This is a genomic window from Streptomyces bicolor, from assembly GCF_000719285.1.
GTDB classification, from domain to species: domain Bacteria; phylum Actinomycetota; class Actinomycetes; order Streptomycetales; family Streptomycetaceae; genus Streptomyces; species Streptomyces bicolor.
In genome coordinates this window covers 245,018-270,793 of the sequence record NZ_JOFS01000002.1, presented here as the reverse complement: position 1 = coordinate 270,793, position 25,776 = coordinate 245,018, and the positions used below count along the sequence as shown (strand labels likewise).

Genomic DNA, 25,776 nt, shown 5'->3' with positions numbered 1-25,776 from the left:
GGAGTTATCTTCAGCAACCCCACCAGCGCAACGCACAGCCGCCCCACAGGTTTCGATCACAGGCCCCCCGCCCTGGACATCAGCTCAGGTTAGGCTAACCTACCTTCGAATTGTCCGGCGGGTGATCCGCCCTGTTCGAAAGCAGCGTAGCCATGCCCAACGCCAGAGCCACCCACCTCTCCCGCCGCGGCATCCTCGCCGCCGGCGGTGCCCTCGGCCTCGGAGCCGTCCTCGCGGCCTGCGGGGACGAGGACGCGAAAAGCGGTGGCTCCAGCGAGGCCACGACCGCTGCCAAGTCCGGCCCCTGGACGTTCAAGGACGACCGCGGCACCACCGTGAAGCTCGACAAGGTCCCGACGAAGATCGTCGCCTTCGTCGGTGTCGCGGCCGCGCTGTACGACTACGGCATCGAGGTCAAGGGCGTGTTCGGCCCGACCATGACGCAGGACGGCAAGGCCGACGTCCAGGCCGGCGACATGGACGTCAGCAAGCTGACGGTCTTCGGCAACGTCTGGGACCAGTTCAACGTCGAGAAGTACGCCGCGTTCGCCCCCGAGGTCCTCATCTCCACGACCTTCGACAGCGCCGGCACCCTCTGGTACGTCCCCGAGGCGTCCAAGGACAAAATCGCCAAGCTCGCCCCGAGCGTCGCGATCTCCGTCTACGACCGTCAGCTGACCCAGCCGCTGGAGCGGGTCTGGGAGCTGGCCGAGTCCCTCGGCGCGGACATGAAGGCCGACAAGGTCGCCCAGTCCAAGAAGGACTTCGAGGCGGCCGCCGAGCGCCTGCGCAAGGCCGCCAAGGCGCGCCCCGAGATCAAGGTGATGGCCGGTTCCGCCAGCCAGGACATCTTCTACGTCTCCGGCACCAACCTCTCCATCGACCTTGAGTACTTCAAGGCCCTCGGCGTGAACTTCGTCGAGCCGCCGGAGAGCGCCAAGAAGGAGGGCGGCGGCTGGTTCGAGTCGCTGAGCTGGGAGAACGTCGACAAGTACCCGGCCGACGTCATCATGATGGACGACCGTTCCTCGACGATCCAGCCGGCCGACATCACCGAGGCGACCTGGAAGAAGCTGCCCGCGGTGAAGGCGGGGCAGGTCATCGCGCGTTCGCCCGAGCCGATTCCGTCGTACGACAAGTGCACGCCGCTGCTGACCAGCCTTGCCGAGGCCATCGAGAAGGCCAAGAAGGTCGCCTGATCAAGGGCCACTTGAGGTTGTGGGGCGACTGCGGGGCCGTTGTGGCTGGTCGCGCAGTTCCCCGCGCCCCTGAGGTAGGCATACCTGACGTCGATTCAGGAGTTACCCGCATGACTACGGCCGTGGCCGCCCCGTTCCGCTTCTTCTCCCTGCAAGTTGTACGGACCGAGCGGCTCGGGCCGTCCACGGTCCGGGTCACCTTCTCCGGCGAGGACCTGCAGTACTTCTTCTCCGACGGGCGTGACCAGAGCCTCTCGCTCTTCCTGCCACACCCCGGTCAGACCGAGCCGCAGGTTCCCCTCGAGCTCGGTGACGGCTGGTGGCAGGGATGGCGGGAACTCCCGGATGACGTACGGGCCGTGATGCGGTCGTACACGCTCCGCTCGCTGCGCCGGAACCCCGACGAGATCGACATCGACTTCGTCCTGCACACCCCGGCCGGCCCCGCCTCCGACTGGGCCTCTCGGGCCGCCGCCGGTGACCGCGTCCTGCTGCTCGGCCCGGCGATCGCCGACAACCGGGCGATCCGCTTCCGGCCGGCCGAGGACACCGACCTGGTGGTGATCTGGGGCGACGAGACCGCCGTACCCGCCGTCTCCGCCATCCTCGAGTCCCTGCCCGCCGGAACCCGTGCCCGTGTATGGCTGGAGGTGCACGACGCCGGGACCATCCAGGACCTGGCAACCGAGGCGGACGCCGAGATCACCTGGCTGGTCCGGGAAGACGGCCTCGACGCCGTTCGTACCGCCCAACTCCCGGCCGCCGAACGCCCGTACGTCTGGATCGCCGGTGAGTCCGGCTGCGTGAAGGCGCTGCGCCGGCACTTCGTCGGCGAACGCGGGATCGACCGGCGCCGGGTGACGTTCGTCGGCTACTGGCGGCACGGCATGACCGAGGAACAGCTGCGCGCAGCCGAGTAGTCACCGCTGGGACCGAAGTGATCACGGTCACGGTCGAGGCTGCCCTCATTCCAAGTTACTTAGGCTAGGCTAACCTAAGTTGATGCTCCCCATCGGAGGACACTCCCCATGCGCTCGCACCTGCTCAATGACACGACCGCGGAGCAGTACCGCCGCTCCGTGACCGAAGGTATCGAGCGGGTGGCCGCCAAACTCGCCGCCACCGACCGTCCGTTCACCGGCGTCACGGTCGACGCCCTCGCCCCCACCATCGACGCGATCGACCTCGACAAGCCGCTGCTCGACACCGCCGCGGTGCTCGACGAGCTGGAGGACGTCTACCTCCGGGACGCGATCTACTTCCACCACCCCCGCTACCTCGCGCACCTCAACTGCCCGGTCGTCATCCCGGCCGTGCTCGGCGAGGCGATCCTCTCCGCCGTCAACTCCTCCCTGGACACCTGGGACCAGTCGGCCGGCGGCACCCTGATCGAGCGCAAGCTCATCGACTGGACGACGGCCCGAATAGGCCTCGGCGAGAACGCCGACGGGGTGTTCACCTCGGGTGGCACGCAGTCCAACCTCCAGGCGCTTCTCCTCGCCCGTGAGGAGGCCAAGACCGACTCGTTCGCCAAACTGCGCATCTTCGCCTCCGAGGTCAGCCACTTCAGCGTGAAGAAGTCGGCGAAACTGCTCGGGCTGGGTCAGGACGCGGTCGTGTCCATCCCCGTCGACCACGACAAGCGCATGCAGACCGTCGCCCTCGCCCACGAGCTCGAGCGCTGCAAGAACGACGGTCTGATCCCGATGGCCGTCGTCGCCACCGCCGGCACCACCGACTTCGGCTCCATCGACCCGCTGCCGGAGATCGCCGAGCTGTGCGAGCAGTTCGGCACCTGGATGCACGTCGACGCCGCCTACGGCTGCGGCCTGCTCGCCTCCGTGAAGTACCGGGACCGCATCGACGGCATCGAGCGTGCCGACTCGGTCACCGTCGACTACCACAAGTCCTTCTTCCAGCCGGTGAGTTCGTCGGCCGTGCTGGTCCGGGACGCCTCGACGCTGCGGCACGCGACCTATCACGCCGAGTACCTCAACCCGAAGCGCATGGTGCAGGAGCGCATCCCCAACCAGGTCGACAAGTCCCTCCAGACCACCCGCCGCTTCGACGCCCTCAAGCTGTGGGTGACCCTGCGCGTGATGGGCGCCGACGGCATCGGGCAGCTCTTCGACGAGGTCTGCGACCTGGCCGTGGAGGGCTGGAACCTGCTGGCCGCCGACCCCCGCTTCGACGTGGTCGTGGAGCCCACGCTCTCCACCCTCGTCTTCCGTTACATCCCGGCCGCCGTCACCGATCCCGCCGAGATCGACCGCGCCAACCTCTACGCCCGCAAGGCTCTGTTCGCCTCCGGCGACGCGGTGGTCGCGGGCACGAAGGTCCAGGGCCGCCACTACCTGAAGTTCACCTTGCTCAACCCCGAGACGACGGCCGATGACATCGCCGCCGTCCTCGACCTGATCGCCGGCCACGCCGAGCAGTACCTGGGAGAGTCCCTTGACCGCGCGTCCTGAAAACCCGACCAGAACCCATGACTTCGTGGGGATCGGGCTCGGCCCGTTCAACCTCGGCCTCGCCTGCCTGACGGAGCCGATCGACGAGCTCGACGGCGTGTTCCTGGAGTCGAAGCCGGACTTCGAGTGGCACGCGGGCATGTTCCTGGACGGCGCCCACCTCCAGACCCCGTTCATGTCGGACCTGGTCACGCTCGCCGACCCGACCTCGCCGTACTCCTTCCTGAACTACCTGAAGGAGAAGGGCCGGCTGTACTCGTTCTACATCCGCGAGAACTTCTACCCGCTGCGGGTCGAGTACGACGACTACTGCCGCTGGGCCGCGAACAGGCTGAGCAGCGTCCGCTTCAGCACGACGGTGACGGAGGTGACGTACGAGGACGGCCTGTACGTCGTACGCACCGAGGCCGGCGAGGTCTTCCGCGCCCGGCACCTCGTCCTCGGCACCGGCACCTCCCCGCACTACCCGGAGGCGGTGCGCGGTCTGGGCGGCGACCTCTTCCACAACTCCCGCTACATGCAGAACAAGGCGGAGCTGCAGAAGAAGGAGTCGATCACGATCGTCGGCTCCGGCCAGTCCGCCGCCGAGATCTACTACGACCTCCTCAGCGAGATCGACGTCCACGGCTACCGGCTGAACTGGGTGACCCGTTCCCCGCGCTTCTTCCCGCTGGAGTACACCAAGCTCACGCTGGAGATGACCTCGCCGGAGTACATCGACTACTTCCGCGCGCTGCCCGAGGCCACCCGCTACCGGCTCACGGCCCAGCAGAAGGGCCTGTTCAAGGGCATCGACGGCGACCTCGTCAACGAGATCTTCGACCTGCTCTACCAGAAGAACCTCGGCGGGCCGGTGCCCACGCGTCTGCTCACCAACTCCTCTCTCAGCGGCGCCCGTTACGAGAACGGCACGTACACGCTGTCCTTCCGCCAGGAGGAGCAGGAGAAGGACTACGAGATCGACACCCAGGGCCTGGTCCTGGCCACCGGCTACCACTACGCCGAGCCCGAGTTCCTGGCACCGATCCGCGACCGCCTGGTCCGCGACTCCCAGGGCAACTTCGACGTCGCCCGCAACTACACGATCGACGTCACGGGCCGCGGCGTCTTCCTGCAGAACGCCGGTGTCCACACCCACAGCATCACCAGCCCCGACCTGGGCATGGGCGCGTACCGCAACAGCTACATCATCCGTGAGCTGCTCGGCACCGAGTACTACCCGGTCGAGAAGACCATCGCGTTCCAGGAGTTCGCCGTATGAGCACCGGTACCTTCACGTTCCGCCCCCTCGACCCCCTGAAGGACGCCGAGCTGCTCCACGCCTGGGTCACCCACCCCAAGGCCGCCTTCTGGATGATGCAGGACGCGAAACTGGAGGACGTCGAGCGCGCCTACATGGAGATCGCGGCCGACGAACACCACCACGCGCTGCTGGGTCTCGACGAGCACGGCGAACCCGCCTTCCTGATGGAGAAGTACGACCCGGCCTACCGGGAACTGGTCGGCCTGTACGAGCCTCAGCCGGGCGACGTCGGCATGCACTTCCTCACCCCCGCGACCGACAGGCCCGTCCACGGCTTCACCCGGTCCGTCATCACCGCCGTCATGGCGCACCTCTTCGAGGACCCGGCGGTGCGGCGCGTCGTCGTGGAGCCGGACGTCTCCAACAAGGCCGTCCACGCCCTCAACGAAGCCGTCGGGTTCGTGCCCGAGCGCGAGATCGAGAAGCCGGAGAAGAAGGCGCTGCTCAGCTTCTGCACGCGTGAGCAGTTCGTGGCCGCCATAGGAGTAGCCGTATGACCCTGTCCGACGCCGTAGCGCATCTGTCCCCCCACCGCTGGGCGCGGGCCAACCGCCTCCTGATCCGCAAGGCGCTCGCCGAGTTCGCCCACGAGCGCCTCATCACGCCGGAGGCCACCGGCGACGGCACCTACGTCGTCCGCAGCGACGACGGCCTGACCCGCTACACCTTCACCGCGGTGCTCCGCGCCCTCGACCACTGGCAGGTCAACGCCGACTCGATCACCCGCACCCGCGACGGCGCCGAACTCCCGCTCGCCGCCCTGGACTTCTTCATCGAGCTGCAGAAGTCCCTGGGTCTGAGCGACGAGGTGCTGCCGGTCTACCTGGAGGAGATCTCCTCCACCCTCTCCGGCACCTGCTACAAGCTCACCAAGCCGCAGATCCCGGTCGCCGCGCTGGTGAAGTCCGGCTTCCAGGCCATCGAGACCGGCATGACCGAGGGCCACCCGTGCTTCGTCGCCAACAACGGGCGGCTCGGCTTCGGCATCCACGAGTACCTGTCGTACGCCCCCGAGACCGCCAGCCCGGTCCGGCTGGTCTGGCTCGCGGCCCACCGCTCGCGCGCCGCGTTCACGGCCGGTGTCGGCATCGAGTACGAGACCTTCGTACGGCAGGAACTGGGCGAGGACACCGTCGAGCGCTTCCACACCGTCCTGCGCGACCAGGACCTCGACCCCGCCGACTACCTCCTCATCCCCGTCCACCCCTGGCAGTGGTGGAACAAGCTGACCGTGACCTTCGCCGCCGAGGTGGCGCAGAAGCACCTGGTCTGCCTCGGCGAGGGCGACGACGAGTACCTGGCCCAGCAGTCCATCCGGACCTTCTTCAACCAGTCCAGCCCCGAGAAGCACTACGTGAAGACGGCCCTGTCCGTCCTCAACATGGGCTTCATGCGCGGACTGTCGGCCGCCTACATGGAGGCCACGCCCGCCATCAACGACTGGCTCGCCCAGCTCATCGAGGGCGACCCGGTGCTGAAGTCGACCGGCCTGTCGATCATCCGCGAGCGGGCCGCCGTCGGCTACCGGCACCTGGAGTACGAGAAGGCGACCGACCGCTATTCGCCGTACCGCAAGATGCTGGCGGCCCTGTGGCGGGAGAGCCCGGTCGCGTCCCTCCAGGACGGCGAGTCGCTGGCCACCATGGCCTCCCTCGTCCACGTCGACCACGAGGGCGCCTCCTTCGCGGGCGCGCTGATCGAGCAGTCGGGGCTGACGCCGACGGAGTGGCTGCGCCGCTACCTGAAGGCCTACTTCACCCCGCTCCTGCACAGCTTCTACGCCTACGACCTGGTGTTCATGCCGCACGGCGAGAACGTCATCCTGGCGCTGAAGGACGGCGTGGTCCAGCGCGCGATCTACAAGGACATCGCCGAGGAGATCGCCGTCATGGACGTGGACGCGGTGCTGCCGCCCACGGTCGAGCGGCTGCGCGTGGAGGTGCCGGAGGAGAAGAAGCTCCTGTCCATCTTCACGGACGTCTTCGACTGCTTCTTCCGCTTCCTCGCCGCGAACCTCGCGTCCGAGGGGATCCTGGAGGAGGACGACTTCTGGCGCACGGTCGCCGAGGTCACCCGGGACTACCAGCACTCGGTGCCGGAACTCGCCGACAAGTTCAAGCAGTACGACATGTTCGCGCCCGAGTTCGCACTGTCCTGCCTCAACCGGCTCCAGCTGCGCAACAACAAGCAGATGGTGGACCTCGCGGACCCGGCGGGCGCACTGCAACTGGTCGGCAACCTGAAGAACCCCATCGCAGGGCTGTAAGGCCCCCGAAGACGGGCGGGCACCTCGGAGTACGGTCCTCCGAGGTGCCCGTCAGCCTTTTCCCGTCGGCTCCTCTTACTCAGCCGTCTGCCAGGGAACCTGCGGCGACCGGTAGTACCCGATCCCCAGCGCCTCCCACCGAGGCCCCTGCGCCGCAAGCCGCACCTTGTAAGCCTCCCACTCATGCGTGGAAGCCGGCGACCAGCCCAGCTCCGCGGCACCCGCGAGCCTCGGGAAGGCCATGTACTCGATGTCGGCGGACTTGGCGATCGTCTCCGTCCACAGCGGCGCCTCGACACCCCGGATCGCCGAAGCGGGCGCCCCCGGAAGGTAGGTGCCCGGATCCCAGTCGTACGACCGCTTCACCTCCACCAGCCCCGCCCAGTCCAGCCCCAGCGGAGTGTCGGCGGTGTACTTCATGTCGAGGTAGATCCGGTCGGCGGGCGAGAGAATGATCCCGGTCCCGCCCCGCGCCGCCGCAGCGACCTGCGCCTTCTCCTCCGCACTCGTACCGTCCAGCCCCCAGTACTGCGCCAGAGCCCCCCGCGAGGGGTTCGCCCCGGTGAGCTGGTGCCAGCCGATCACGGTCTTGCCGTACTCGGCGACGATCGGCTGCACCCGGTCCATGAACTTCACGTAGTCCGCGTGGCTGGTGGAGTGCGCCTCGTCACCGCCGATGTGGAGGTACCTGCCCGGCGTGAGCGCGGCCAGCTCCCGGATCACGTCGTCCACGAAGTCGTACGTGATCTCCTTGCCGACGCACAGCGAGCTGAAGCCGACGTCCGTGCCGGTGTAGAGCGGCGGCGCCACCCCGTCGCAGTTCAGCTCGGCGTAGGACGCCAGCGCCGCGTTGGTGTGGCCGGGCATGTCGATCTCGGGGACGACCTCCAGATAGCGGGAGGCGGCATAGCGGACGATCTCCTTGTAGTCGGCCTTGGTGTAGTGGCCGCCGGGGCCGCCGCCGACCTGGGTGGAGCCGCCGTAGGTCGCGAGGCGTGGCCAGGAGTCGATGGCGATGCGCCAGCCCTGGTCGTCGCTGAGGTGCAGATGCAGCTTGTTGATCTTGTAGAGGGCGAGCTGGTCGATGTACCGCTTGACCTGGTCGACGGTGAAGAAGTGCCGGGAGACGTCGAGCATCGCGCCGCGCCAGCCGTAGCGCGGGGTGTCCTGGATCGTGCCGCCCGCGACCAGCCAGGGGCCGGGCTGGACGGAGTCCTTCTCGACGGCCGGCGGGAGCAGCTGGCGCAGGGTCTGCACTCCGTGGAAGAGGCCGGCGGGCTTGGCGGCGGTGATGGTGACGCCCTTGCGGCCGCTGTCGAGGCGGTAGCCCTCGGCGCCGAAGGGGCCCTCGGCGAGGCGGAGTCGGATGCCTCCGGCGCCGTGGGCGGTGACGGGGAGGCGGTAGCCGGTGGAGGGGCGGAGGACGGTCGCGAGGTACTCGCCCGTGCGGCGGGCCTCACGGGAGTCGTCGACACGGATGCGCGTGTCGGGGGTGATCCGGTAGGGGGATCCGCTCGGGGCGACCGACGCGGGCGCGGGGACCACGCGGTCGAGCGGGGTGGGCGAGGCCGCCTGCGCGGGAGCGGCTCCTGTCACGGAGACACCCATCGCGACCAGCAGCAGGGAACCGAGAAGGCGCAGCGTTCTGTGGTGCTGTCTCACACGGCGAGCTCTCACAAGCGTGTCCCTTCCATGAGCCGTTGAGCTCCAAGAGGTCTGGACCACTCTCCCGTGAAACCGGTGGAACAATCCACCCCATGGCGGAAATCATCCAGAAGGACGGCACGTGGGTCTTCGACGGCGACGCCCTGCGGCTGACCCCAGGGCGGGACAAGAACGTCAGCCTGTTCCGCAAGACGCTGGGTGAACTGGTCGTCCCCCTGGGGGCGTTGGCGGGCGTCTCCTTCGAGCAGGGCAAGAAGGCCGGGCGGCTGCGCCTGCGTCTGCGCGACGGCGCCGACCCGCTGCTGCACGCCACGGGCGGCCGCCTCACCGAGCCCAACGACCCGTACCAGCTGATCGTCGATTCCGACCGCTACGGAGTCGCCGAGTACTTCGTGGACGAGGTCCGGGGCGCCCTGTTCCTGGACCAGGTCCCCGCCGACCCGGTCGACGAGTATCTGGTGCCGGGGCCCTCCGTGCCCCTGTCCGTCTCGGCCGGGGACGGCACCGCGAGCTTCGACGGCGAGCACATCCGGCTGGAGTGGAACTGGAAGACGGAGGACGCCAAGGCCGCCGCCGGCAGCCGCACCCTCACGCTCACCGACATCACGGCGGTGGAGTGGCATCCGGCGGCGGGCCTGGAGAACGGCTACCTCCGCTTCACCGTCAGGAATGCGCCCACCAAGGCCCCGCCCAAGTACGACCCCAACTCGGTGGAGCTGTGGGGCTTCAAGAAGGACCCGCTGATGGCCCTGGTCGCGGCGGCGGTCCAGGCCCGCCTGCCGCACCCGGCCACCACGGCCGCCGCTCAGGCGCCACCGGACGCCGTGACGCAGGACCACGACGCCCTCCTGCGCCGCCTGCGCGAACTGGGCGAGCTCCATCGCACGGGCGTGCTGACGGACGAGGAGTTCACCATGGCCAAGCAGGCGGTGCTCAAACGGATGTAGTGCGCCTAGCCGTCCGGCCTACTTGGCCCGGCGGGCCACCGTGAAGTGGTCGATCCGGTCCCCCGTCTCGGCGATGCCCTGCACCTTCAGGGTCGCGTACCGGCCCCTCGGTGCGGGGTTCACGTCCACGCGCAGGAACGAGTAGTTCAGGTAGCGCACGCGCGACCAGGCGACCGTCTCGTTCTGCTTGCCGTCCTTGAGGTTGACGAAGGACGCCACGGAGTCGACCTCGTTCTCGTGCCCCTCGTAGGAGTCCGGCGCGCTGAACGCGTAGAGACTGCGACCGGCCGCGCCCGCCGTGACATAGACGACACCGTCGGTCTCGGGGTAGGCCGTGCCGCCGATCGGCAGCTTCTTGGTGACCTCGTTCCCCTTGATCACGTCCGTGCGCTCGTACTGGTGGTTGTGGCCGTTGATGACCAGATCCACCTGGTACTTCTCGAACAGCGGCACCCACTCCTGTCGCACACCGCCTTCCGAGGCGTGCGCCGTGGACGTGCAGTACGCGCAGTGGTGGAAGAACACGACGACGAAGTCGATGTCGGGGGCCGCGCGGAACTTCTTCAGCTGCCCCTCGAACCATGTGGTCTGGGTACCGCCAGATATGCCCAGGTTGGCGGGGATCTCGTACGACACGTCGTTGGGGTCGAGCGAGACGACCGCCGTGTTGCCGTAGACGAAGGAGTACACGCCCGGCAGGTTCTTCCGGTCCGGCCCGTTGTCGGGGAGCGTGAAGCGGGCCTCCTCGCCGCCGTAGCCGTTGGGCGAGTACCAGGCCTCCATGTCGTGGTTGCCGTACGACACCATCCACGGGACGGACTTGGCGACCGACTCGGTCTGGTAGAGGAACTGGTCCCAGGTGCGCGAGTCGAAGCCCGTGTCGGAGGCCTTGCCCTGGCCGGCCGGGTCGCCGTACGCGATGTCGCCGGCGTGCAGGTGGAAGACCGGGTTCTGGCCGAGGATCAGGCTGTCGTTGGCCAGCGCGTGGTAGCTGACACCCTGGTCGCCGAAGGCGGTGAAGGTGAACGGCGGCATGGGGGTCCCCCCGCTCGAGCGAAGCCGAGAGTGGGGGAGGGCGGGGGCGGTGGTGAAGGTGCCGAGGGTACCCAGGAGGTGGCGTTCGGCGGGGTCGAAGCCCTCGTGGCCGACGCCGTAGTAGTACGTACGGCCGGGGCGCAGGTGAGCCAGTCGGGCGTGGACGTAGTACTGCGTGTGATCGGCGCTCGCTCCGACGCCGGCCGGGGTGTAGAGGGTGCGCACCTCGGCCTCGATCCTGCGGGAGAGGTCCCAGGGGTGGGCGCCGATGCGCACGAACGGCTTCTTCACCGCGACCGGCACCTGCCACGAGATGGTCATCTCGGTGCGCGGGTCGTTGCCGTAGGCGAGGTGGCGGCCGAAGGGGGCGACGAGGGCGCCGTCGACGGTCTCGGTGGCGGTCCGCTGTGTCGGTACGGCGGCCTGTGCGGTGGCGCCCGGCACGAACGCGCCACCCGCGACGGCGCCGAGCGTGACGGCGCCGCCTCTGATCATGTTGCGCCGCGAGAACCTGGCGCGCAGGTACTCGTGCTGCTCGGCCATGCTCATACGCTCGGCCAGCTGCTGGGGTACTCCCATGCGAGGAATGTCCATGGCCACACAAGCTGCTCGCCGCACACATCCCCCCGCGAAACAACCGATCAACGAACACCCATGGGTCTCCCATAACTGTCCATGGGTGTCCCATGACTGTCCCAAAGCCCTTTGACACGCTCGTGCCCGAAATCGGGCAGGATTCTTGCGTACCAGTCGCCGATAACCCAGGATCTACCGAGTGCACGACGACCTTGTTGATCACCTGACCCGCACCACCCCCCTGAACCGGGGCGAGGCGCTGCGGGTGATCCAGGACGTGCTCGCCTACTTCGACGAGACGACCGAGGACTACGTCCGTCGCCGCCACCGCGAGCTCCAGGCCCAGGGCCTGGTGAACGCGACGATCTTCGAACGGATCGAGGCGGACCTGAAATACCGGGCGGTGGCCCCGCCGGAGCTCACGCTCAGGCAACTTCGCCGGATCGTCTACGGCTGAGTCCACCGCCGAGCCGCCACTCACGGAACTTGAGGGATACGTATATATGTGTGGAATCGTCGGATACATCGGGAAGCGTGACGTAGCTCCCCTGCTGCTCGAAGGCCTCCAGCGCCTGGAGTACCGCGGCTACGACTCGGCGGGCATCGCCGTCACCTCCCCGAAGGCGTCGGGCCTGAAGACGGTCAAGGCCAAGGGCCGGGTCCGCGACCTGGAGGCCAAGGTCCCGGCCCGCTTCAAGGGCACGACCGGCATCGCCCACACCCGCTGGGCCACCCACGGCGCCCCCTCCGACGTGAACGCCCACCCGCACCTGGACGCCGAGGGCAAGGTCGCCGTCGTCCACAACGGCATCATCGACAACGCCTCCGACCTGCGCCGCAAGCTGGAGGCGGACGGCGTCGAGTTCCTCTCCGAGACCGACACCGAGGTCCTGGTCCACCTCATCGCCCGCTCGCAGCAGGAGAAGCTGGAGGACAAGGTCCGCGAGACCCTCCGGCTCATCGAGGGCACATACGGCATCGCCGTCCTGCACGCCGACTTCCCGGACCGCATCGTCGTGGCCCGCAACGGCTCCCCGGTCGTCCTCGGCATCGGCGAGAAGGAGATGTTCGTCGCCTCGGACATCGCCGCGCTGGTCGCCCACACGCGGCAGATAGTGACGCTGGACGACGGCGAGATGGCCACCCTGAAGGCCGACGACTTCCGCACGTACACCACGGAGGGCACCCGCACCACGGCCGAGCCCACCACCGTGGAGTGGGAGGCGGCCTCGTACGACATGGGCGGCCACGACACCTACATGCACAAGGAGATCCACGAGCAGGCCGACGCCGTGGACCGCGTCCTGCGCGGCCGCATCGACGACCGCTTCTCCACCGTGCACCTCGGCGGCCTCAACCTGGACGCCCGCGAGGCCCGCCAGATCCGCCGCGTGAAGATCCTCGGCTGCGGCACCTCGTACCACGCGGGCATGATCGGCGCCCAGATGATCGAGGAGCTGGCCCGTATCCCCGCGGACGCCGAGCCGGCGTCGGAGTTCCGCTACCGCAACGCGGTCGTCGACCCCGACACCCTCTACATCGCCGTATCCCAGTCCGGTGAGACGTACGACGTCCTCGCCGCCGTGCAGGAGCTGAAGCGCAAGGGCGCGCGGGTGCTGGGCGTGGTGAACGTGGTCGGCTCCGCGATCGCCCGCGAGGCCGACGGCGGCATCTACGTCCACGCGGGCCCCGAGGTGTGCGTGGTCTCGACGAAATGCTTCACGAACACGACCGTGGCCTTCGCCCTGCTCGCGCTCCACCTGGGCCGCACCCGCGACCTCTCCGTCCGCGACGGCAAGCGGATCATCGAGGGCCTGCGCAAGCTGCCCGGCCAGATCGCCGAGATCATGGAGCAGGAGGCGGAGATCGAGAAGCTGGCCCAGCAGTACGCCGAGGCCCGCTCGATGCTGTTCATCGGCCGCGTCCGGGGCTACCCCGTCGCCCGCGAGGCCTCCCTGAAGCTCAAGGAGGTCTCCTACATCCACGCCGAGGCCTACCCCGCCTCCGAGCTCAAGCACGGCCCCCTGGCCCTGATCGAGCCCGCCCTCCCCACGGTCGCGATCGTCCCCGACGACGACCTCCTGGAGAAGAACCGCGCCGCCATGGAGGAGATCAAGGCCCGCAGCGGCAAGATCCTCGCGGTGGCCCACCAGCCCCAGGAGAAGGCCGACCAGACGATCGTGGTCCCGAAGAACGAGGACGAACTGGACCCGATCCTGATGGGCATCCCGCTCCAACTCCTCGCCTACCACACGGCATTGACCCTGGGCCGCGACATCGACAAGCCGAGGAACCTCGCCAAGTCGGTGACGGTGGAGTAGCGCCCCTAGGGGCGCGGGGAACTGCGCGACCAGCCCCCCCCCCCCACTCACCCGCAGAGGCCGACGAAGAGAACGGACCCCCACGTGTTGCCACCAGACACGGGGGGTCCGTTATCAACGCCGGGGGCCGCCCAACCCCCGGCCTGCGCAGCTAACCGGTGGCCGTCACTCCCCGGTCTGCAGCGCGTCGCGGAAGGGCAGCCGGCCAGTGGGCAAGAGCCGCAGTAGCCGCGTACCAAGCCACCGCACCCGCGGCGACGGCGAACCATCCGCCGACCTTGCTGAGCCCGTCACTGTCGGCAAAGTTGGCGACAGCCATGAGCAGCAGCGACACGAAGAACAGCCCGTACGCACCCTGACCCAGCTGGTCCCCACCCGCGAGCGTCAGAGACAGCGCCACAAGGGCGAACAGCAGCAGGAACAACCCGGCCGCGTTGGCGGAGACTTGGGCGTCCGCGGAGACGGCCCAGGTGAACCACAGGGCGCCGAGCACCACGAACGCGGTCCCGTTCGCGGAGTCACGGTCACGCAAAGCCATGAGACCGGCGACGAAGAGGGCTATGCCGCCCACGTACTGGGCGATTGATACGGCGTCAGCAGCCGACACACCGTCGATCACGCCGGTGTACCCCAGCCCGAAGGCCAACAGGGTGATGCCCAGGGCGAGTCGGCCGACCACGGTGGTGATTCCGCTTCCCGCAGAGACGTCGTTGTCCACGGCGGGCTCCCTTCATGCATGTGCAGTTGTGCGGTGACCGATATATGCCCTTCACAAAGGCACAAACACCTCTACGCGCGAGTAAATTCACGCATCGCAAGAAGGAGACCGGCGTCCCGAACGGCTCATCTCACCTGGGACAACGGCGAGTTACGGAATGACAACGACGGGACGCTTGGCCCGCTTGGCGAGCCGCCCCGCGACGGAGCCGAAGATCCGCCCGACGATGCCGTGCGTCGAGCCGACGACGATCGCGTCCGCCTCGTACTCCCGCCCGACCTCTTCGAGTTCGTGGCAGATGTCGCCGCCGCGCTCGACGAGGATCCACGGCACCTCGGCGAGATAGTCGGCGCAGGCGAGTTCGAGGCCGAGCACCTCGGTGCGGTGGTCCGGCACGTCCACGAAGACCGGCGGCTCGCAGCCTGCCCACACCGTGGTGGGCAGCCGGTTGGCGACGTGCACGATGATCAGGCCCGACCCGGAGCGATGGGCCATGCCGATGGCATACGCGAGGGCGCGCTCACTGGAGGTGGAGCCGTCGAAGCCGACGACGACGCCGTGCTTGAAGGCGGGGTCGCAGGAATGGCGTGACTCTTCCGCCGCCAGGGGCTCGGACGCCGTGGGGTCGGCTACCGGCCGCTTGCGGTCCGCGGGTTCGAAGAATTCGTGACCGGCCATGGCTGTCTCGGCGTAGTGATCCTTTATGGGTGGGCCCGCGAGCGAAGCTCGCTGACGGATCCAGCAGTGTGCGGCGGAGCTGTGTCCGGGAATGGTCTTCCCAACCCCATACCCCAAGGGTACGGCGGCACGCCTCCTTAACCCAGATCCCCGCTCACGGTCGGTGCGGGTTCCAGGGAGCATGCACGAGGGGGAGCCCGTAACGCAATGGTTGCTGCGGTGTACAGGCGGTTTGCACAGGATTCACTTGCGCGGGACGCCCCGGACCAGTGACCCGCCGCCCGAACCGGCGTTGATCACCGTGATCCGCCCCCATGGAGCACAGGGAGCACGCACCCATGCCCGGACCCCGCATCCCCTCCGAGGACACCGCCACCCTCGTCCGGTGGGCGGTGTTCAGCTGTGCCCTGGTCCCGGTGGTCCTCCTCTGGTACGGCACCTCCCTGGCCGGCGCCACCGGCACCGCCCTGGGCCTCGCGGCCGTGACCGCGGTCTGCCGCGTACTGCTGCGCGAATCGGAACGCGGCGCGGCGCGCATGCGGGACGACGCGGCACGCATGAAGGACGAGGAACGCACCGGCCCGTCGCCGTCGCGTCGCGGCCGCCACCACAGGACCGGAACCGGTGCCCATAGAGGCGGACGTCACAGTGGGGGAAATACACCGGTCGGCTGACCGGTTTCCGCGCACGGGCACGTTGGTTTTCAGCCAACTTCTGGCGTGCAAGCATCCCCCGCCCAGAACACCCCCCAACCCCCGTTCCACCTGCACGGAAAGGGCCTCAAGGGCCCTGCGCACCCTACGTGGATTAGCCACTGCGACAAGGCGCACTTCCCTGCACGGCCCGTGAGTGCAACGCTTCGTGATCGAATGCTTCACGCCAAGTTGCCAAGTCGACAATGTGCCGAGTGCCGAACCGGCCACTGCGGCGCGACGCGACACAGTAGATTCGATCTTGACTGTCTACGGCGGGGGACTCGTGCAGGACCGAGGGGAAACGTGCAGGAGCGACACAACCGAGGAGCCGCGACCACCGAGGGGGGCTTAGCAGGATGAGCCACGACTCCACTGCCGCGCCGGAAGCTGCGGCCCGGAAGCTGTCCGGGCGACGCCGCAAGGAGATCGTCGCGGTGCTGCTGTTCAGCGGCGGCCCCATCTTCGAGAGTTCCATACCGCTGTCGGTGTTCGGGATTGACCGCCAGGACGCCGGCGTGCCGCGCTACCGCCTTCTGGTGTGTGCCGGCGAGGACGGCCCGCTGCGGACCACAGGGGGCCTGGAACTCTCCGCACCACATGGCCTGGAGGCGATCTCGAGGGCGGGCACGGTCGTCGTACCGGCCTGGCGCTCGATCACCTCGCCGCCGCCCGAGGACGCGCTCGACGCACTGCGCCGGGCACACGAGGAAGGCGCCCGCATAGTCGGGCTGTGCACCGGCGCCTTCGTCCTCGCCGCGGCGGGCCTGCTGGACGGCCGCCCCGCGACGACGCACTGGATGTACGCACCGACGCTGGCCAAGCGCTACCCGTCGGTGCACGTGGATCCGCGAGAGCTCTTCGTGGACGACGGGGACGTCCTGACGTCGGCGGGCACGGCGGCCGGAATCGATCTCTGTCTCCACATCGTGCGGACGGACCACGGCAACGAGGCGGCCGGGGCTCTGGCCCGCCGTCTGGTGGTCCCCCCGCGCCGATCCGGCGGTCAGGAGCGCTACCTCGATCGGTCTTTACCGGAGGAGATCGGCGCCGACCCGCTCGCCGAGGTCGTCGCCTGGGCGCTGGAGCACCTCCACGAGCAGTTCGACGTCGAGACGCTGGCGGCGCGGGCGTACATGTCGCGCCGCACCTTCGACCGCCGCTTCCGCTCGCTGACCGGCAGCGCCCCGCTGCAGTGGCTGATCACTCAGCGGGTCCTGCAGGCTCAGCGGCTGCTGGAGACGTCGGACTACTCGGTGGACGAGGTCGCGGGCCGCTGCGGCTTCCGCTCACCGGTGGCGCTGCGCGGGCACTTCCGCCGCCAGCTCGGGTCGTCGCCGGCCGCGTACCGGGCGGCGTACCGGGCCCGGCGCCCCCAGGCCGACCGCCCGGCGGACCCGGAGCCCACGGTCGGCCCACCCCCGCCACCGGGCCCACCGCCCGCCCCGTACCCCGAGGGCGGCCCGGTCCCGCTCCAGACCCGCCGCACCCCGGCACCACTGGGCACCTCCGCGCCCCTGTCGGTGGCGTCGGAGAACGGCCGCGAGGCCTACGCGACCAGCCGGGCCAGCCTGCCGGGCCAGCGCAGCGGGTCGTGACGTGACCTTGTGACGCCGGACGGGCGCGTTTCAGCCCGTCCGGCGTTTGAGGACGAGGCCGTCCAGGCCGAAGCGGGGGTCCGAGGGGCGGCAGCCCCTGGTACGCCGCCTGCGACACCGGGCATCCCAAAGACGGACGTCAGCCGTAGGGTGTTCGCATGAACGATCGCATGGTGTGGATCGACTGCGAGATGACCGGCCTCTCGCTGTCCGACGACGCGCTCATCGAGGTTGCCGCCCTCGTCACCGACTCCGAGCTGAACGTCCTCGGCGACGGTGTGGACATCGTCATCCGCCCGCCGGACGCGGCGCTGGAGACGATGCCGGAGGTGGTGCGTCAGATGCACACCGCGTCCGGACTGCTCGACGAGCTCGCCGGCGGCACGACGCTGGCGGACGCCGAGAAGCAGGTCCTCGCATATGTACGCGAACACGTGAAGGAACCCGGCAAGGCCCCGCTGTGCGGCAACTCCGTCGGCACCGACCGCGGCTTCCTGCTGCGCGACATGCCGACGCTGGAGGACTACCTCCACTACCGCATCGTCGACGTCTCGTCGATCAAGGAGCTGGCCCGGCGCTGGTACCCGCGCGCCTACTTCAACAGCCCCGAGAAGAACGGCAACCACCGCGCCCTCGCCGACATCCGCGAGTCCATCGCCGAACTCCGTTACTACCGCGAGGCCGTCTTCGTACCCCAGCCGGGCCCGGACTCGGACACCGCGAAGGCGATCGCCGCCAAGCACGTTCTGCCTGCTCAGTAGGCGGGTGAGGGGGGTCACCCAGGGGCGCCGCAAAAGCTGTGCGCGAGCACCCCTTCGGACCCTGTACACTTTTTCTCGGCCGGTCGGGGACTCCACAAAGTCGATCGCCGGGCATGGTGGGTGTAGCTCAGCTGGTAGAGCACCTGGTTGTGGTCCAGGATGCCGCGGGTTCGAGTCCCGTCACTCACCCTCACTGGTCAGCCGGTGGCTTCGGAACAGAAGCCACCGGCTGAGTCCGTTTCCGGGGGTAGGTAGGCCGTAGGCTGCGGGCGATGTCCCAGCCCCGCGTCGCCGCCGAGCCCATCCCCACCGCCCGCCTCGACCTCATCCTGCCCCGACCCGGCCGTCTCCTGGTGCAACTGGGTGCTGCGGCTGCGCGGATCGGAACGGGGCGAGTCGTGTCTCGTGGGCACGGTCCAGGCCACGGTCACCGAGGACCACAGCGCCGAGATCGCCTGGGTGGTCGGTACGCCGTGGCAGGGGCGCGGGTTGGCGTCCGAGGCGGCGGGGGGGCTGGTCGCCTGGCTGGGGCGGCGGTCGGTGCGTACGGTCGTCGCGCACATCCACCCCGGCCACCTGGCCTCGGCGGCGGTCGCCGCGGCGGCCGGGCTGACCGCCACCGAGGAGGAGCAGGACGGTGAGACGCGGTGGCGGCTCGTGCCGGGGCCCTGAAGCGTCCGGCACGATCCACGGCAGGGCGAGTGCGGACCCGGGCGGCGGTCCGGCAGCGGTCACCGGATCGGCCGCTCCCGCAGCACGCGCATACCCGCGGCGCAACTCTCCGTCAGTTCGGCGAGTTCGCCGGCCGGCAGGCTCCGGGCCGAGCCGCGTCGGGTGTGGTCGAGCAGGGCGGACGCGGTGCGCAGCCACCGCGGCTCGGGGTCGACGCCGATGAACTCGGCCAGGCGGGTCAGTTCGCCGGCCGGCTTGTCGAGGAGGTCCTCGTAGGCGAGGGTGGTGCCCCGGTCGGCGGGGAGTCGGGCGAGGAACTCCGTGCCGTCGGTGACCAGTTCGGACCACAGGGCGCCGAACCTGCGCAGCGGCAGGTCCCGGTCGCGTACGAGAGCGGGGTCGAAACGGTCGGCGAGCAGCGGGGACAGGTGGGCGGGCAGCTCGCGCACGTGCTCGGGGGTCAGTTCCGAGAAGCTGTCGATGCCGGCTCGTTCCTTGATCTCGCGCAGCAACAGGATCGTCCGGTATCCGGGGTGCCGGCTCATGGACAGGGCGCAGTCCGGCCCGTCCCTGAACATGTGCACGAACCTGGCGTCCGGGAAGGCGTCCCGGAGCCCCGGTGCCCAGCCGGTCGAGTAACCGGACCGCTCCACGACGGCGGTCCGTCCGAACCGCCCGCACAGGAGGCCGAACAGTGCCCGGTGGTGCTCGGCGGCGATGCGCTCGGGCCACCGGACCACGTCCGCGCCGAGTTCGTCGAGTAGCCCGTCCGGGTCGTCGGTGAGGTGGGGCAGCACCATCAGGGACAGCGCGGGGATTCCGGTGGTCCGCGCCGAGTATCTGCCGGGGCGGCGGGTGTAGAGGAACTCGGGCAGCGGGAGCCCGCTGCGGATCATCCGCTCGAAGTGCGGGGCGGGCCGGAAGAGCGCCTGCCAGAACTGCGCACCGGACAGCGTCCCTTCGGGGAAGGCGGCGTCGCCCACGGAGGCCATGTACTCGTTGAGGCTCAGTACGTCCGGGTGGGCGTTGAGGATGCGTGACAGCGCGGTCGAGCCGCTGCGTCCCGTACCGAAGACGAAGGTCAAGGAACGCATGGTCATCCTCCATGTGCTGTACGGCTCTGCCCGGTCCATCAGGCTGCGTACCCGTCGCGCCGGGCGGGCGAACGACGGTGATCCGGGTGATCCGGTGCGGCATGATCGACATCTGCCGATCCCTGGGGAGGAACGACGTGACGTGGTCCGAGCACCTGGTCGTGCGAGACGGTGTGCGGCTTGTCTGCCGGGATTGGGGCGGGCCGGGGCGACCCGTCGTGCTGCTGCACGGTCTGGCCGGTCACGCGGGTGAATGGGACGCGCTCGCACGGGACTTGAGCTCCCGGTACCGGGTCGTGGCGGTCGACCAGCGTGGGCACGGCTCCAGTGAGCGCCGTCCGGGGGACGTCTCCCGGGCCGCGTACGTCGCCGATGTCGTCGCCCTGGCCGAACGGCTGGCGCTGCGGCGGCCGGTCCTCGTCGGCCAGTCACTGGGCGGGCACACCGCCATGCTCACCGCCGCCGCCCATCCCGCCCTGGTCCACGCCCTCGTGCTCGTCGAGGCCGGCCCCGGCGGCCCGAATCCCGACGCACCGGCGGACATCGGCGCATGGCTCGACTCATGGCCGACGCCGTTCCCCTCACGCGAGGCGGCGGCCGCGTTCCTCGGCGGCGGAACGGTCGGCGCGGGCTGGGCGGCCGGGCTGGAGGAACGCGCGGACGGATGGTGGCCTCGCTTCGACCGGGACGTGATGGTCCGCTCACTGGCGGAGAACGCCCGGCGTTCCTTCCACCGTGAGTGGGGGCGGATCGCGTGCCCCACCCTGGTCGTGCTGGCCCAGTCCGGCATCATCTCCGGGCCGGAAGCCGACGAGATGCTCCGGCTGCGCCCCGACACCCACGCCATGAGCATCCCCGGCACCGGCCACGACCTGCACCTGGAACAGCCCGGAATCCTGCACGCGGCGCTCTCGGAGTTCCTCGGGGGCCTCGCCTGAGAATCGGGGCGACCACCTTCATGACGGTGACGTCGACACCTGGCATGTGTCGCCGACCATCGGCCCGCCCTCAGGACGACGCCCTCGTCACCAACTCCGTCGGCAGCACCACCTGCGATCTCTCCAGCCCCCGCGACACCGCCGGCCGGCGATCCGCGATCTCGGCGAGGAGGAGGTCCAGCATCCGGCGGCCCATGTCCTCGATGGGCTGGCGGACGCTGGTGAGGGGCGGGTCCAGGTGGCGGGCGATGGCCGAGTCGTCGTAGCCGACGAGGGCCACGTCGTCGGGGATACGGCGGCCCTCCTCGCGCAGCGCCTGGCGGGCGCCCGCCGCCGTCACGTCCGACGCCGCGAAGACCGCGTCCAGGTCGGGGCGGCGTGCGAGCAGGTTCCGCATCGCCCGGGCCCCGCCCTCCTCCGTGAAGTCGCCGGGCTCGATCAGCCGCTCGTCCACCTCGTGCCCCGCGTCACGCAGGGCTTCGCGGTAGCCGTCGACGCGGCGCTGGGCGCCGTAGACGTCGAGGCGGCCGGTGATGTGGGCGATGCGGGTGCGGCCGCGGGACAGCAGGTGCTCCACGGCCGAGCGGGCGCCGCCGTAGTTGTCGGAGTCCACCGAGGTCAGGGTCTCCGCGGCCGACCTCGGGCCGCTGATCACCGCCGGGATCTCCAGCTGGGCCAGCAGGTCCGGCAGGGGGTCGTCGGCGTGGACCGAGACGAGCAGTACGCCGTCCACTCGGTGCGCCGCCAGGTACTGGGCGAGCCTGCGCCGCTCCCGGTCGCTGCCCGCGAAGATCAGCAGGAGCTGCATCTCCGTGTCCGCGAGCCCGGCGCCCACACCCTTGAGCATGTCCGAGAAGTACGGCTCCGCGAAGAAGCGTGTCTCCGGCTCGGGGACCACCAGCGCGATCGCGTCCGTGCGGTTGGCCGCCAGCGCCCGGGCGGCCGTGTTGGGGACGTAGCCGAGCTCCGCCACCGCCGCTTCCACCGCCGCGCGGGTCGCGTCGCTGACCCGGGGCGAACCGTTGATCACCCGGGAGACGGTGCCGCGGCCGACGCCCGCGCGGGCCGCCACCTCTTCGAGGGTGGGCCGACCACCGCTGCGGCCCCGCGCTCCGTGGCTTGCCATGGGCTCCGCCCTCCCGCCGTGTTCCTTGCCTGGCCTGGAATGTAACAGCCCCGCCCACCGCACTGATCGCCCCCGTGGGCCGCCGCCCCAGACCCCCGCTTCGGCCTGAACCGCCTCGTCCTCACACGCCGGACGGGCTGACCGGGTTCCAGTTAACGGCCCGATAACTGAACGCATCTCTCCGCGTCGACGCCCTTGACACCCCCGGCCGGACCGACGAACCTTCAACACATCACTTGTGGGAGCGCTCCCACAGTACCTGACACATACACATCCCGCACGTTCCCCGCCCGAGCCGCAGCGATGCAATATGAGGTTTCAACGGGCCCAACAATGCCGTTGGCCGGGGGGTCGGCACGTCAGGCAACAGGAGGACGCAATGCGCACGAGTACCCGCGGGTCCCGCAGGCTGGTGGCCCTCGCGGCCGCGGCCGCGCTGACGACAGGGCTGCTCGCCGGCTGCGCCGAGGACTCGGACGACCCCTCGAACGAGGGCGGTGGCAACGGCGGCGGTGGCAAGACCACCCTCACCGTCGGCACCTTCGGCACCTTCGGCTACAAGCAGGCCGGCCTCTACGACGAGTACATGAAGCTCAACCCCGACATCACCATCAAGGAGAACGTCACCACCCGTACCGACGTCTACTGGCCCAAGGTCCTCACCCGCCTCCAGGCCGGCTCCGGTACCGACGACATCCAGGCGATCGAGGTCGGCAACGTCACCGAGGCCGTGCAGACGCAGGCCGACAAGTTCGTCGACCTCGGCAAGGAGGTCGACAAGTCCCAGTGGCTGGACTGGAAGAACGCCCAGGCCACCACCAAGGACGGCAAGCTGATCGGGCTCGGCACCGACATCGGCCCGATGGCGATCTGCTACCGCAAGGACCTGTTCGAGAAGGCCGGCCTGGAGACCGACCGCACCAAGCTCGCGGAGCAGTGGAAGGGCGACTGGGGCAAGTACGTCGACCTGGGCAAGCAGTACATGAAGAAGGCGCCCAGCGGCACCAAGTTCGTGGACTCCGCCTCCTCCGTCTACAACGCGGCCCTCGGTGGCGAGACCACGGCGTACTACGACAAGGACGGCAACGTCGTCTGGGACAAGTCCGAGGGTGTCAAGAAGGCCTGGGACGTCGCCATGGAGGTGGCGACCAGCGACATGTCGGCGAAGCTGAAGCAGTTCGACAAGCCGTGGGACCAGGGCTACGCCAACGGCACCTTCGCCACGGTGGCCTGCCCGGCCTGGATGATCGGCTACATCCTGGAGAAGTCCGGCGACGCGGGCAAGGGCAAGTGGGATGTGGCGGCGGCGCCGACCGCGGCCAACTGGGGCGGTTCGTTCCTCGGTGTGCCGACGGCGAGCAAGCACCAGAAGGAGGCCGTCGCGCTGGCGAAGTGGCTGACCGCACCCGAGCAGCAGGCGAAGGTCTTCGCCAAGCAGGCCAGCTTCCCGTCGACCCCGTCGGCGTACTCGAGCCTGAAGCCGGCGGCCGCCACGACGGAGTACTTCTCCGACGCGCCGATCACGGAGATCTTCTCCGCCTCCGCGGAGACCATCCCGTCCCAGTACCACGGCCCGAAGGACCAGCCGATCGGCACCTCCATCACCGACATCGGCATCCTCCAGGTCGAGCAGAAGGGCAAGAGCCCTGAAGAGGGCTGGGACGCGGCCACCGAGGAGATCAAGGACGTGCTCGGCCAGTGAGCAACTCCAAGGCCCTCGCGCATCCCGCGTCGAGCGCCGACGCCGCGCCCGGTGACCAGCCGGGCGCGGCCGGCCGCGCTCACGGTCGCGGTACGCCGCCTCCGCCGGGCACGAGTTCCTGGCGGAGCCGGCTCTACCGCTGGGACATGAAGGCGTCGCCGTACGCGTTCATCGCCCCCTTCTTCATCGTCTTCGGCGCGTTCTCGCTGGTACCGCTGCTGTACACGGCCTGGTACTCGCTGCACAACGTGCAACTGTCCAACCTGGACGGCCAGTCCTGGGCCGGCCTGCAGAACTACGAGAACCTGCTGTCCTCGGACTTCTTCTGGAACGCGCTGTGGAACACCTTCACCATCGGTGTGATCTCGACGGTGCCGCAGCTGCTGATGGCGATCGGACTGGCGCACCTGCTCAACTACAAGCTGCGCGGCTCGACCGTCTGGCGGGTCGTGATGCTCACCCCGTACGCGACCTCGGTGGCGGCGGCGACGCTGGTGTTCGTGCTGCTGTACTCCTACGACGGCGGCATGATCAACTGGCTGCTGGACTTCGTCGGGATCGATCCCGTCAACTGGCGTGAATCCGACTGGGGTTCGCAGTTCGCGGTCTCGTCGATCGTGATCTGGCGCTGGACGGGGTACAACGCGCTGATCTATCTGGCTGCGATGCAGGCGATCCCGGCCGACCTCTACGAGTCGGCGGCGATCGACGGTGCCAACCGCTGGCAGCAGTTCATCCATGTGACGATCCCGCAGCTGCGGCCGACGATCCTGTTCACGGTGGTCGTCTCCACGATCGGCGCGACCCAGCTCTTCGGTGAGCCCCTGCTGTTCGGCGGGGTGAGCGGCTCGAAGGGCGGCTCCGAGCACCAGTACCAGACGCTCGGCCTGTACATGTACGACCAGGGCTGGATCATCGGCAACCTCGGCAAGGCGTCCGCGATCGCCTGGTCGATGTTCCTGATCCTGCTGATCGTCGCCGCGATCAACCTGCTGATCTCCCGACGGCTGAGGAAGTCCCAATGACCGCGAGCGAACTGACACTTCCGCAGACGGAGAAGAAGCCCGGGCGGGAACGCCCGCGGGTGATGGGCGCCGGCAAGCAGCTGCACGCCGGCCCGCTCACTTATGTCGTACTGAGCCTGTTCGCGCTGGTCTCGCTGGCCCCGCTGGTGTGGACGGCGATCGCGGCCTCGCGCACCGGTCAGCGGCTGGCCGAGACCCCGCCGCCGCTGTGGTTCGGCGGGAACCTGTTCAAGAACATGGAGCGGGCGTGGGAGGAGGCCGGGCTCGGCTCGGCGATGTTCAACACCACGATCGTCGCCGGCGCGATCACCGTCAGCACGGTGGTGTTCTCCACGCTCGCCGGATTCGCCTTCGCCAAACTGCGGTTCAGGTTCTCCAACGTTCTGCTGATGCTGACCATCGGCACGATGATGGTCCCGCCGCAGCTGGCCGTCGTACCGCTGTACCTGTGGATGAGCGACCTCGGCTGGTCCAACCAGCTGCAGACCGTCATCCTGCCGACGCTGGTGACCGCCTTCGGTACGTTCTTCATGCGGCAGTACCTGGTGCAGGCGCTGCCGACCGAGCTGATCGAGGCGGCGCGGGTGGACGGCGCGAGCAGTCTGCGGGTCGTCTGGCACGTGGTGTTCCCGGCCGCGCGGCCCGCGATGGCCGTACTCGGCCTGCTGACCTTCGTGTTCGCCTGGAACGACTTCCTGTGGCCGATCATCGCCCTGAACCAGGAGAACCCGACCGTGCAGGTCGCCCTCAACTCGCTCGGCACCGGCTATGTCCCCGACGAAGCGGTCATCATGGCGGGCGCCCTGCTCGGCACGCTGCCGCTGCTGATCGCCTTCCTGCTGTTCGGCAAGCAGATCGTGGGCGGCATCATGCAGGGCGCGATCAAGGGCTGACGCCCGGTCCCGTCCCTCCCTTCGTACGACCTCGGGGGCCGCGCCACCGCCGCCTCGGCCCCCGGACTCCTCCCCTCCCCTCCTCTCCCTCTCCCT

The 25,776-nt window shown here is 69.2% G+C and carries 22 protein-coding genes, 1 tRNA gene and 1 pseudogene; 18 read left to right on the top strand and 6 right to left on the bottom strand.

The window, feature by feature from the left end; all coding sequences use genetic code 11:
* Positions 1-152 precede the first annotated feature (152 nt).
* From IF78_RS0103400 to IF78_RS0103375, 6 genes are all read left to right on the top strand, one after another.
* Complete coding sequence (locus IF78_RS0103400; RefSeq protein ID WP_031478552.1) at positions 153-1,199, top strand: ABC transporter substrate-binding protein; 1,047 nt, start codon at positions 153-155, stop codon at positions 1,197-1,199.
* A gap of 110 nt (positions 1,200-1,309) precedes the next feature.
* Positions 1,310-2,119 (top strand): siderophore-interacting protein, encoded by an 810-nt coding sequence (locus IF78_RS0103395; RefSeq protein WP_031478550.1) that lies wholly within the window; start codon positions 1,310-1,312, stop codon positions 2,117-2,119.
* Positions 2,120-2,227: 108 nt separating this feature from the next.
* Entirely contained in the window at positions 2,228-3,670 is a 1,443-nt protein-coding gene (desA, locus tag IF78_RS0103390; protein ID WP_031478549.1) for a lysine decarboxylase DesA, read from the top strand.
* The gene (locus tag IF78_RS0103385) at positions 3,654-4,931 is read left to right on the top strand and encodes a lysine N(6)-hydroxylase/L-ornithine N(5)-oxygenase family protein (RefSeq protein ID WP_031478548.1); all 1,278 of its coding nucleotides are present in this window, start codon (positions 3,654-3,656) and stop codon (positions 4,929-4,931) included. The genes desA and IF78_RS0103385 overlap by 17 nt, the downstream gene beginning before the upstream one ends.
* Positions 4,928-5,470 (top strand): GNAT family N-acetyltransferase, encoded by a 543-nt coding sequence (locus tag IF78_RS0103380; RefSeq protein ID WP_031478547.1) that lies wholly within the window; start codon positions 4,928-4,930, stop codon positions 5,468-5,470. Before IF78_RS0103385 ends, IF78_RS0103380 begins: the two co-directional genes overlap by 4 nt.
* Positions 5,467-7,239: an IucA/IucC family protein gene (locus IF78_RS0103375; protein ID WP_031478546.1), complete on the top strand. Its 1,773-nt coding sequence runs from the start codon at positions 5,467-5,469 to the stop codon at positions 7,237-7,239. The genes IF78_RS0103380 and IF78_RS0103375 overlap by 4 nt, the downstream gene beginning before the upstream one ends.
* A gap of 75 nt (positions 7,240-7,314) precedes the next feature.
* Here IF78_RS0103375 and IF78_RS0103370 read toward each other — a convergent pair whose 3' ends face one another.
* Positions 7,315-8,901 (bottom strand): beta-N-acetylhexosaminidase, encoded by a 1,587-nt coding sequence (locus IF78_RS0103370; RefSeq protein ID WP_031478544.1) that lies wholly within the window; start codon positions 8,899-8,901, stop codon positions 7,315-7,317.
* 95 nt (positions 8,902-8,996) lie between these two features.
* Between IF78_RS0103370 and IF78_RS0103365 the strand changes: the two genes are divergently transcribed.
* The gene (locus IF78_RS0103365) at positions 8,997-9,851 is read left to right on the top strand and encodes a DUF4429 domain-containing protein (RefSeq protein WP_031478542.1); all 855 of its coding nucleotides are present in this window, start codon (positions 8,997-8,999) and stop codon (positions 9,849-9,851) included.
* A gap of 18 nt (positions 9,852-9,869) precedes the next feature.
* On the opposite strand, the gene IF78_RS0103360 is transcribed toward IF78_RS0103365, so the two are convergent.
* Positions 9,870-11,465 carry a purple acid phosphatase family protein gene (locus IF78_RS0103360; RefSeq protein WP_031478540.1) on the bottom strand — a complete coding sequence of 532 codons (1,596 nt, stop codon included), beginning with the start codon at positions 11,463-11,465 and terminating at the stop codon, positions 9,870-9,872.
* Between the two features lie 196 nt (positions 11,466-11,661).
* Between IF78_RS0103360 and IF78_RS0103355 the strand changes: the two genes are divergently transcribed.
* Entirely contained in the window at positions 11,662-11,919 is a 258-nt protein-coding gene (locus IF78_RS0103355) for a hypothetical protein (RefSeq protein ID WP_031478539.1), read from the top strand.
* Between the two features lie 46 nt (positions 11,920-11,965).
* Positions 11,966-13,783, top strand: a complete 1,818-nt coding sequence (glmS, locus tag IF78_RS0103350; RefSeq protein ID WP_031498015.1) for a glutamine--fructose-6-phosphate transaminase (isomerizing) — start codon at positions 11,966-11,968, stop codon at positions 13,781-13,783.
* 151 nt (positions 13,784-13,934) lie between these two features.
* Here the strand turns inward: glmS and IF78_RS0103345 are convergent, their stop codons facing one another.
* Positions 13,935-14,501, bottom strand: a complete 567-nt coding sequence (locus IF78_RS0103345; RefSeq protein ID WP_031478536.1) for a GPR1/FUN34/YaaH family transporter — start codon at positions 14,499-14,501, stop codon at positions 13,935-13,937.
* A 150-nt stretch (positions 14,502-14,651) separates the two neighbouring features.
* Positions 14,652-15,179 carry a universal stress protein gene (locus IF78_RS0103340; protein WP_031478535.1) on the bottom strand — a complete coding sequence of 176 codons (528 nt, stop codon included), beginning with the start codon at positions 15,177-15,179 and terminating at the stop codon, positions 14,652-14,654.
* Positions 15,180-15,517: 338 nt separating this feature from the next.
* Here IF78_RS0103340 and IF78_RS0103335 point away from each other — a divergent pair, with 338 nt between their 5' ends.
* From IF78_RS0103335 to IF78_RS0103315, 5 genes and pseudogenes are all read left to right on the top strand, one after another.
* Positions 15,518-15,853, top strand: a complete 336-nt coding sequence (locus IF78_RS0103335; protein WP_031478534.1) for a hypothetical protein — start codon at positions 15,518-15,520, stop codon at positions 15,851-15,853.
* 377 nt (positions 15,854-16,230) lie between these two features.
* Positions 16,231-17,469: a helix-turn-helix domain-containing protein gene (locus IF78_RS0103330; RefSeq protein ID WP_031478532.1), complete on the top strand. Its 1,239-nt coding sequence runs from the start codon at positions 16,231-16,233 to the stop codon at positions 17,467-17,469.
* Between the two features lie 158 nt (positions 17,470-17,627).
* Positions 17,628-18,230, top strand: coding sequence for an oligoribonuclease (orn, locus tag IF78_RS0103325; RefSeq protein ID WP_031478531.1), 603 nt, complete (start codon positions 17,628-17,630; stop codon positions 18,228-18,230).
* Positions 18,231-18,346: 116 nt separating this feature from the next.
* Positions 18,347-18,419 (top strand) — tRNA-His (locus tag IF78_RS0103320).
* Between the two features lie 144 nt (positions 18,420-18,563).
* Positions 18,564-18,902 (top strand): annotated as a pseudogene (locus tag IF78_RS0103315) (GNAT family N-acetyltransferase); the annotation flags it as partial.
* Positions 18,903-18,961: 59 nt separating this feature from the next.
* Here the strand turns inward: IF78_RS0103315 and IF78_RS0103310 are convergent.
* On the bottom strand, positions 18,962-19,996 hold the full coding sequence (locus IF78_RS0103310; RefSeq protein WP_031478528.1) for a sulfotransferase family protein: 1,035 nt from the start codon (positions 19,994-19,996) through the stop codon (positions 18,962-18,964).
* Positions 19,997-20,133: 137 nt separating this feature from the next.
* Here IF78_RS0103310 and IF78_RS0103305 point away from each other — a divergent pair, with 137 nt between their 5' ends.
* The gene (locus IF78_RS0103305) at positions 20,134-20,934 is read left to right on the top strand and encodes an alpha/beta fold hydrolase (RefSeq protein WP_031478527.1); all 801 of its coding nucleotides are present in this window, start codon (positions 20,134-20,136) and stop codon (positions 20,932-20,934) included.
* A 70-nt stretch (positions 20,935-21,004) separates the two neighbouring features.
* Here the strand turns inward: IF78_RS0103305 and IF78_RS0103300 are convergent, their stop codons facing one another.
* Positions 21,005-22,060, bottom strand: coding sequence for a LacI family DNA-binding transcriptional regulator (locus tag IF78_RS0103300; RefSeq protein WP_031478526.1), 1,056 nt, complete (start codon positions 22,058-22,060; stop codon positions 21,005-21,007).
* Positions 22,061-22,439: 379 nt separating this feature from the next.
* On the opposite strand from IF78_RS0103300, the gene IF78_RS0103295 reads away from it, so the two are divergent.
* Genes IF78_RS0103295 through IF78_RS0103285 form a run of 3 tightly spaced genes read left to right on the top strand, consistent with a single transcriptional unit; the run spans position 22,440 to position 25,680 of the window.
* Positions 22,440-23,762, top strand: coding sequence for an ABC transporter substrate-binding protein (locus IF78_RS0103295; protein ID WP_031478524.1), 1,323 nt, complete (start codon positions 22,440-22,442; stop codon positions 23,760-23,762).
* Complete coding sequence (locus tag IF78_RS0103290; RefSeq protein WP_031478523.1) at positions 23,759-24,787, top strand: carbohydrate ABC transporter permease; 1,029 nt, start codon at positions 23,759-23,761, stop codon at positions 24,785-24,787. Before IF78_RS0103295 ends, IF78_RS0103290 begins: the two co-directional genes overlap by 4 nt.
* On the top strand, positions 24,784-25,680 hold the full coding sequence (locus IF78_RS0103285) for a carbohydrate ABC transporter permease (RefSeq protein WP_031478522.1): 897 nt from the start codon (positions 24,784-24,786) through the stop codon (positions 25,678-25,680). Before IF78_RS0103290 ends, IF78_RS0103285 begins: the two co-directional genes overlap by 4 nt.
* Positions 25,681-25,776: the final 96 nt, after the last annotated feature.

Coding starts and splice junctions, on each gene's coding strand:
- IF78_RS0103285 (WP_031478522.1), top strand. CDS start 24,784: ATGACCGCGAGCGAACTGACACTTCCGCAGACGGAGAAGAAGCCCGGG.
- IF78_RS0103330 (WP_031478532.1), top strand. CDS start 16,231: ATGAGCCACGACTCCACTGCCGCGCCGGAAGCTGCGGCCCGGAAGCTG.
- IF78_RS0103295 (WP_031478524.1), top strand. CDS start 22,440: ATGCGCACGAGTACCCGCGGGTCCCGCAGGCTGGTGGCCCTCGCGGCC.
- IF78_RS0103375 (WP_031478546.1), top strand. CDS start 5,467: ATGACCCTGTCCGACGCCGTAGCGCATCTGTCCCCCCACCGCTGGGCG.
- glmS (WP_031498015.1), top strand. CDS start 11,966: ATGTGTGGAATCGTCGGATACATCGGGAAGCGTGACGTAGCTCCCCTG.
- IF78_RS0103310 (WP_031478528.1), bottom strand. CDS start 19,996: ATGCGTTCCTTGACCTTCGTCTTCGGTACGGGACGCAGCGGCTCGACC.
- IF78_RS0103380 (WP_031478547.1), top strand. CDS start 4,928: ATGAGCACCGGTACCTTCACGTTCCGCCCCCTCGACCCCCTGAAGGAC.
- IF78_RS0103365 (WP_031478542.1), top strand. CDS start 8,997: ATGGCGGAAATCATCCAGAAGGACGGCACGTGGGTCTTCGACGGCGAC.
- IF78_RS0103400 (WP_031478552.1), top strand. CDS start 153: ATGCCCAACGCCAGAGCCACCCACCTCTCCCGCCGCGGCATCCTCGCC.
- IF78_RS0103360 (WP_031478540.1), bottom strand. CDS start 11,465: ATGGGAGTACCCCAGCAGCTGGCCGAGCGTATGAGCATGGCCGAGCAG.
- IF78_RS0103335 (WP_031478534.1), top strand. CDS start 15,518: ATGCCCGGACCCCGCATCCCCTCCGAGGACACCGCCACCCTCGTCCGG.
- IF78_RS0103340 (WP_031478535.1), bottom strand. CDS start 15,179: ATGGCCGGTCACGAATTCTTCGAACCCGCGGACCGCAAGCGGCCGGTA.
- IF78_RS0103395 (WP_031478550.1), top strand. CDS start 1,310: ATGACTACGGCCGTGGCCGCCCCGTTCCGCTTCTTCTCCCTGCAAGTT.
- IF78_RS0103300 (WP_031478526.1), bottom strand. CDS start 22,060: ATGGCAAGCCACGGAGCGCGGGGCCGCAGCGGTGGTCGGCCCACCCTC.
- orn (WP_031478531.1), top strand. CDS start 17,628: ATGAACGATCGCATGGTGTGGATCGACTGCGAGATGACCGGCCTCTCG.
- desA (WP_031478549.1), top strand. CDS start 2,228: ATGCGCTCGCACCTGCTCAATGACACGACCGCGGAGCAGTACCGCCGC.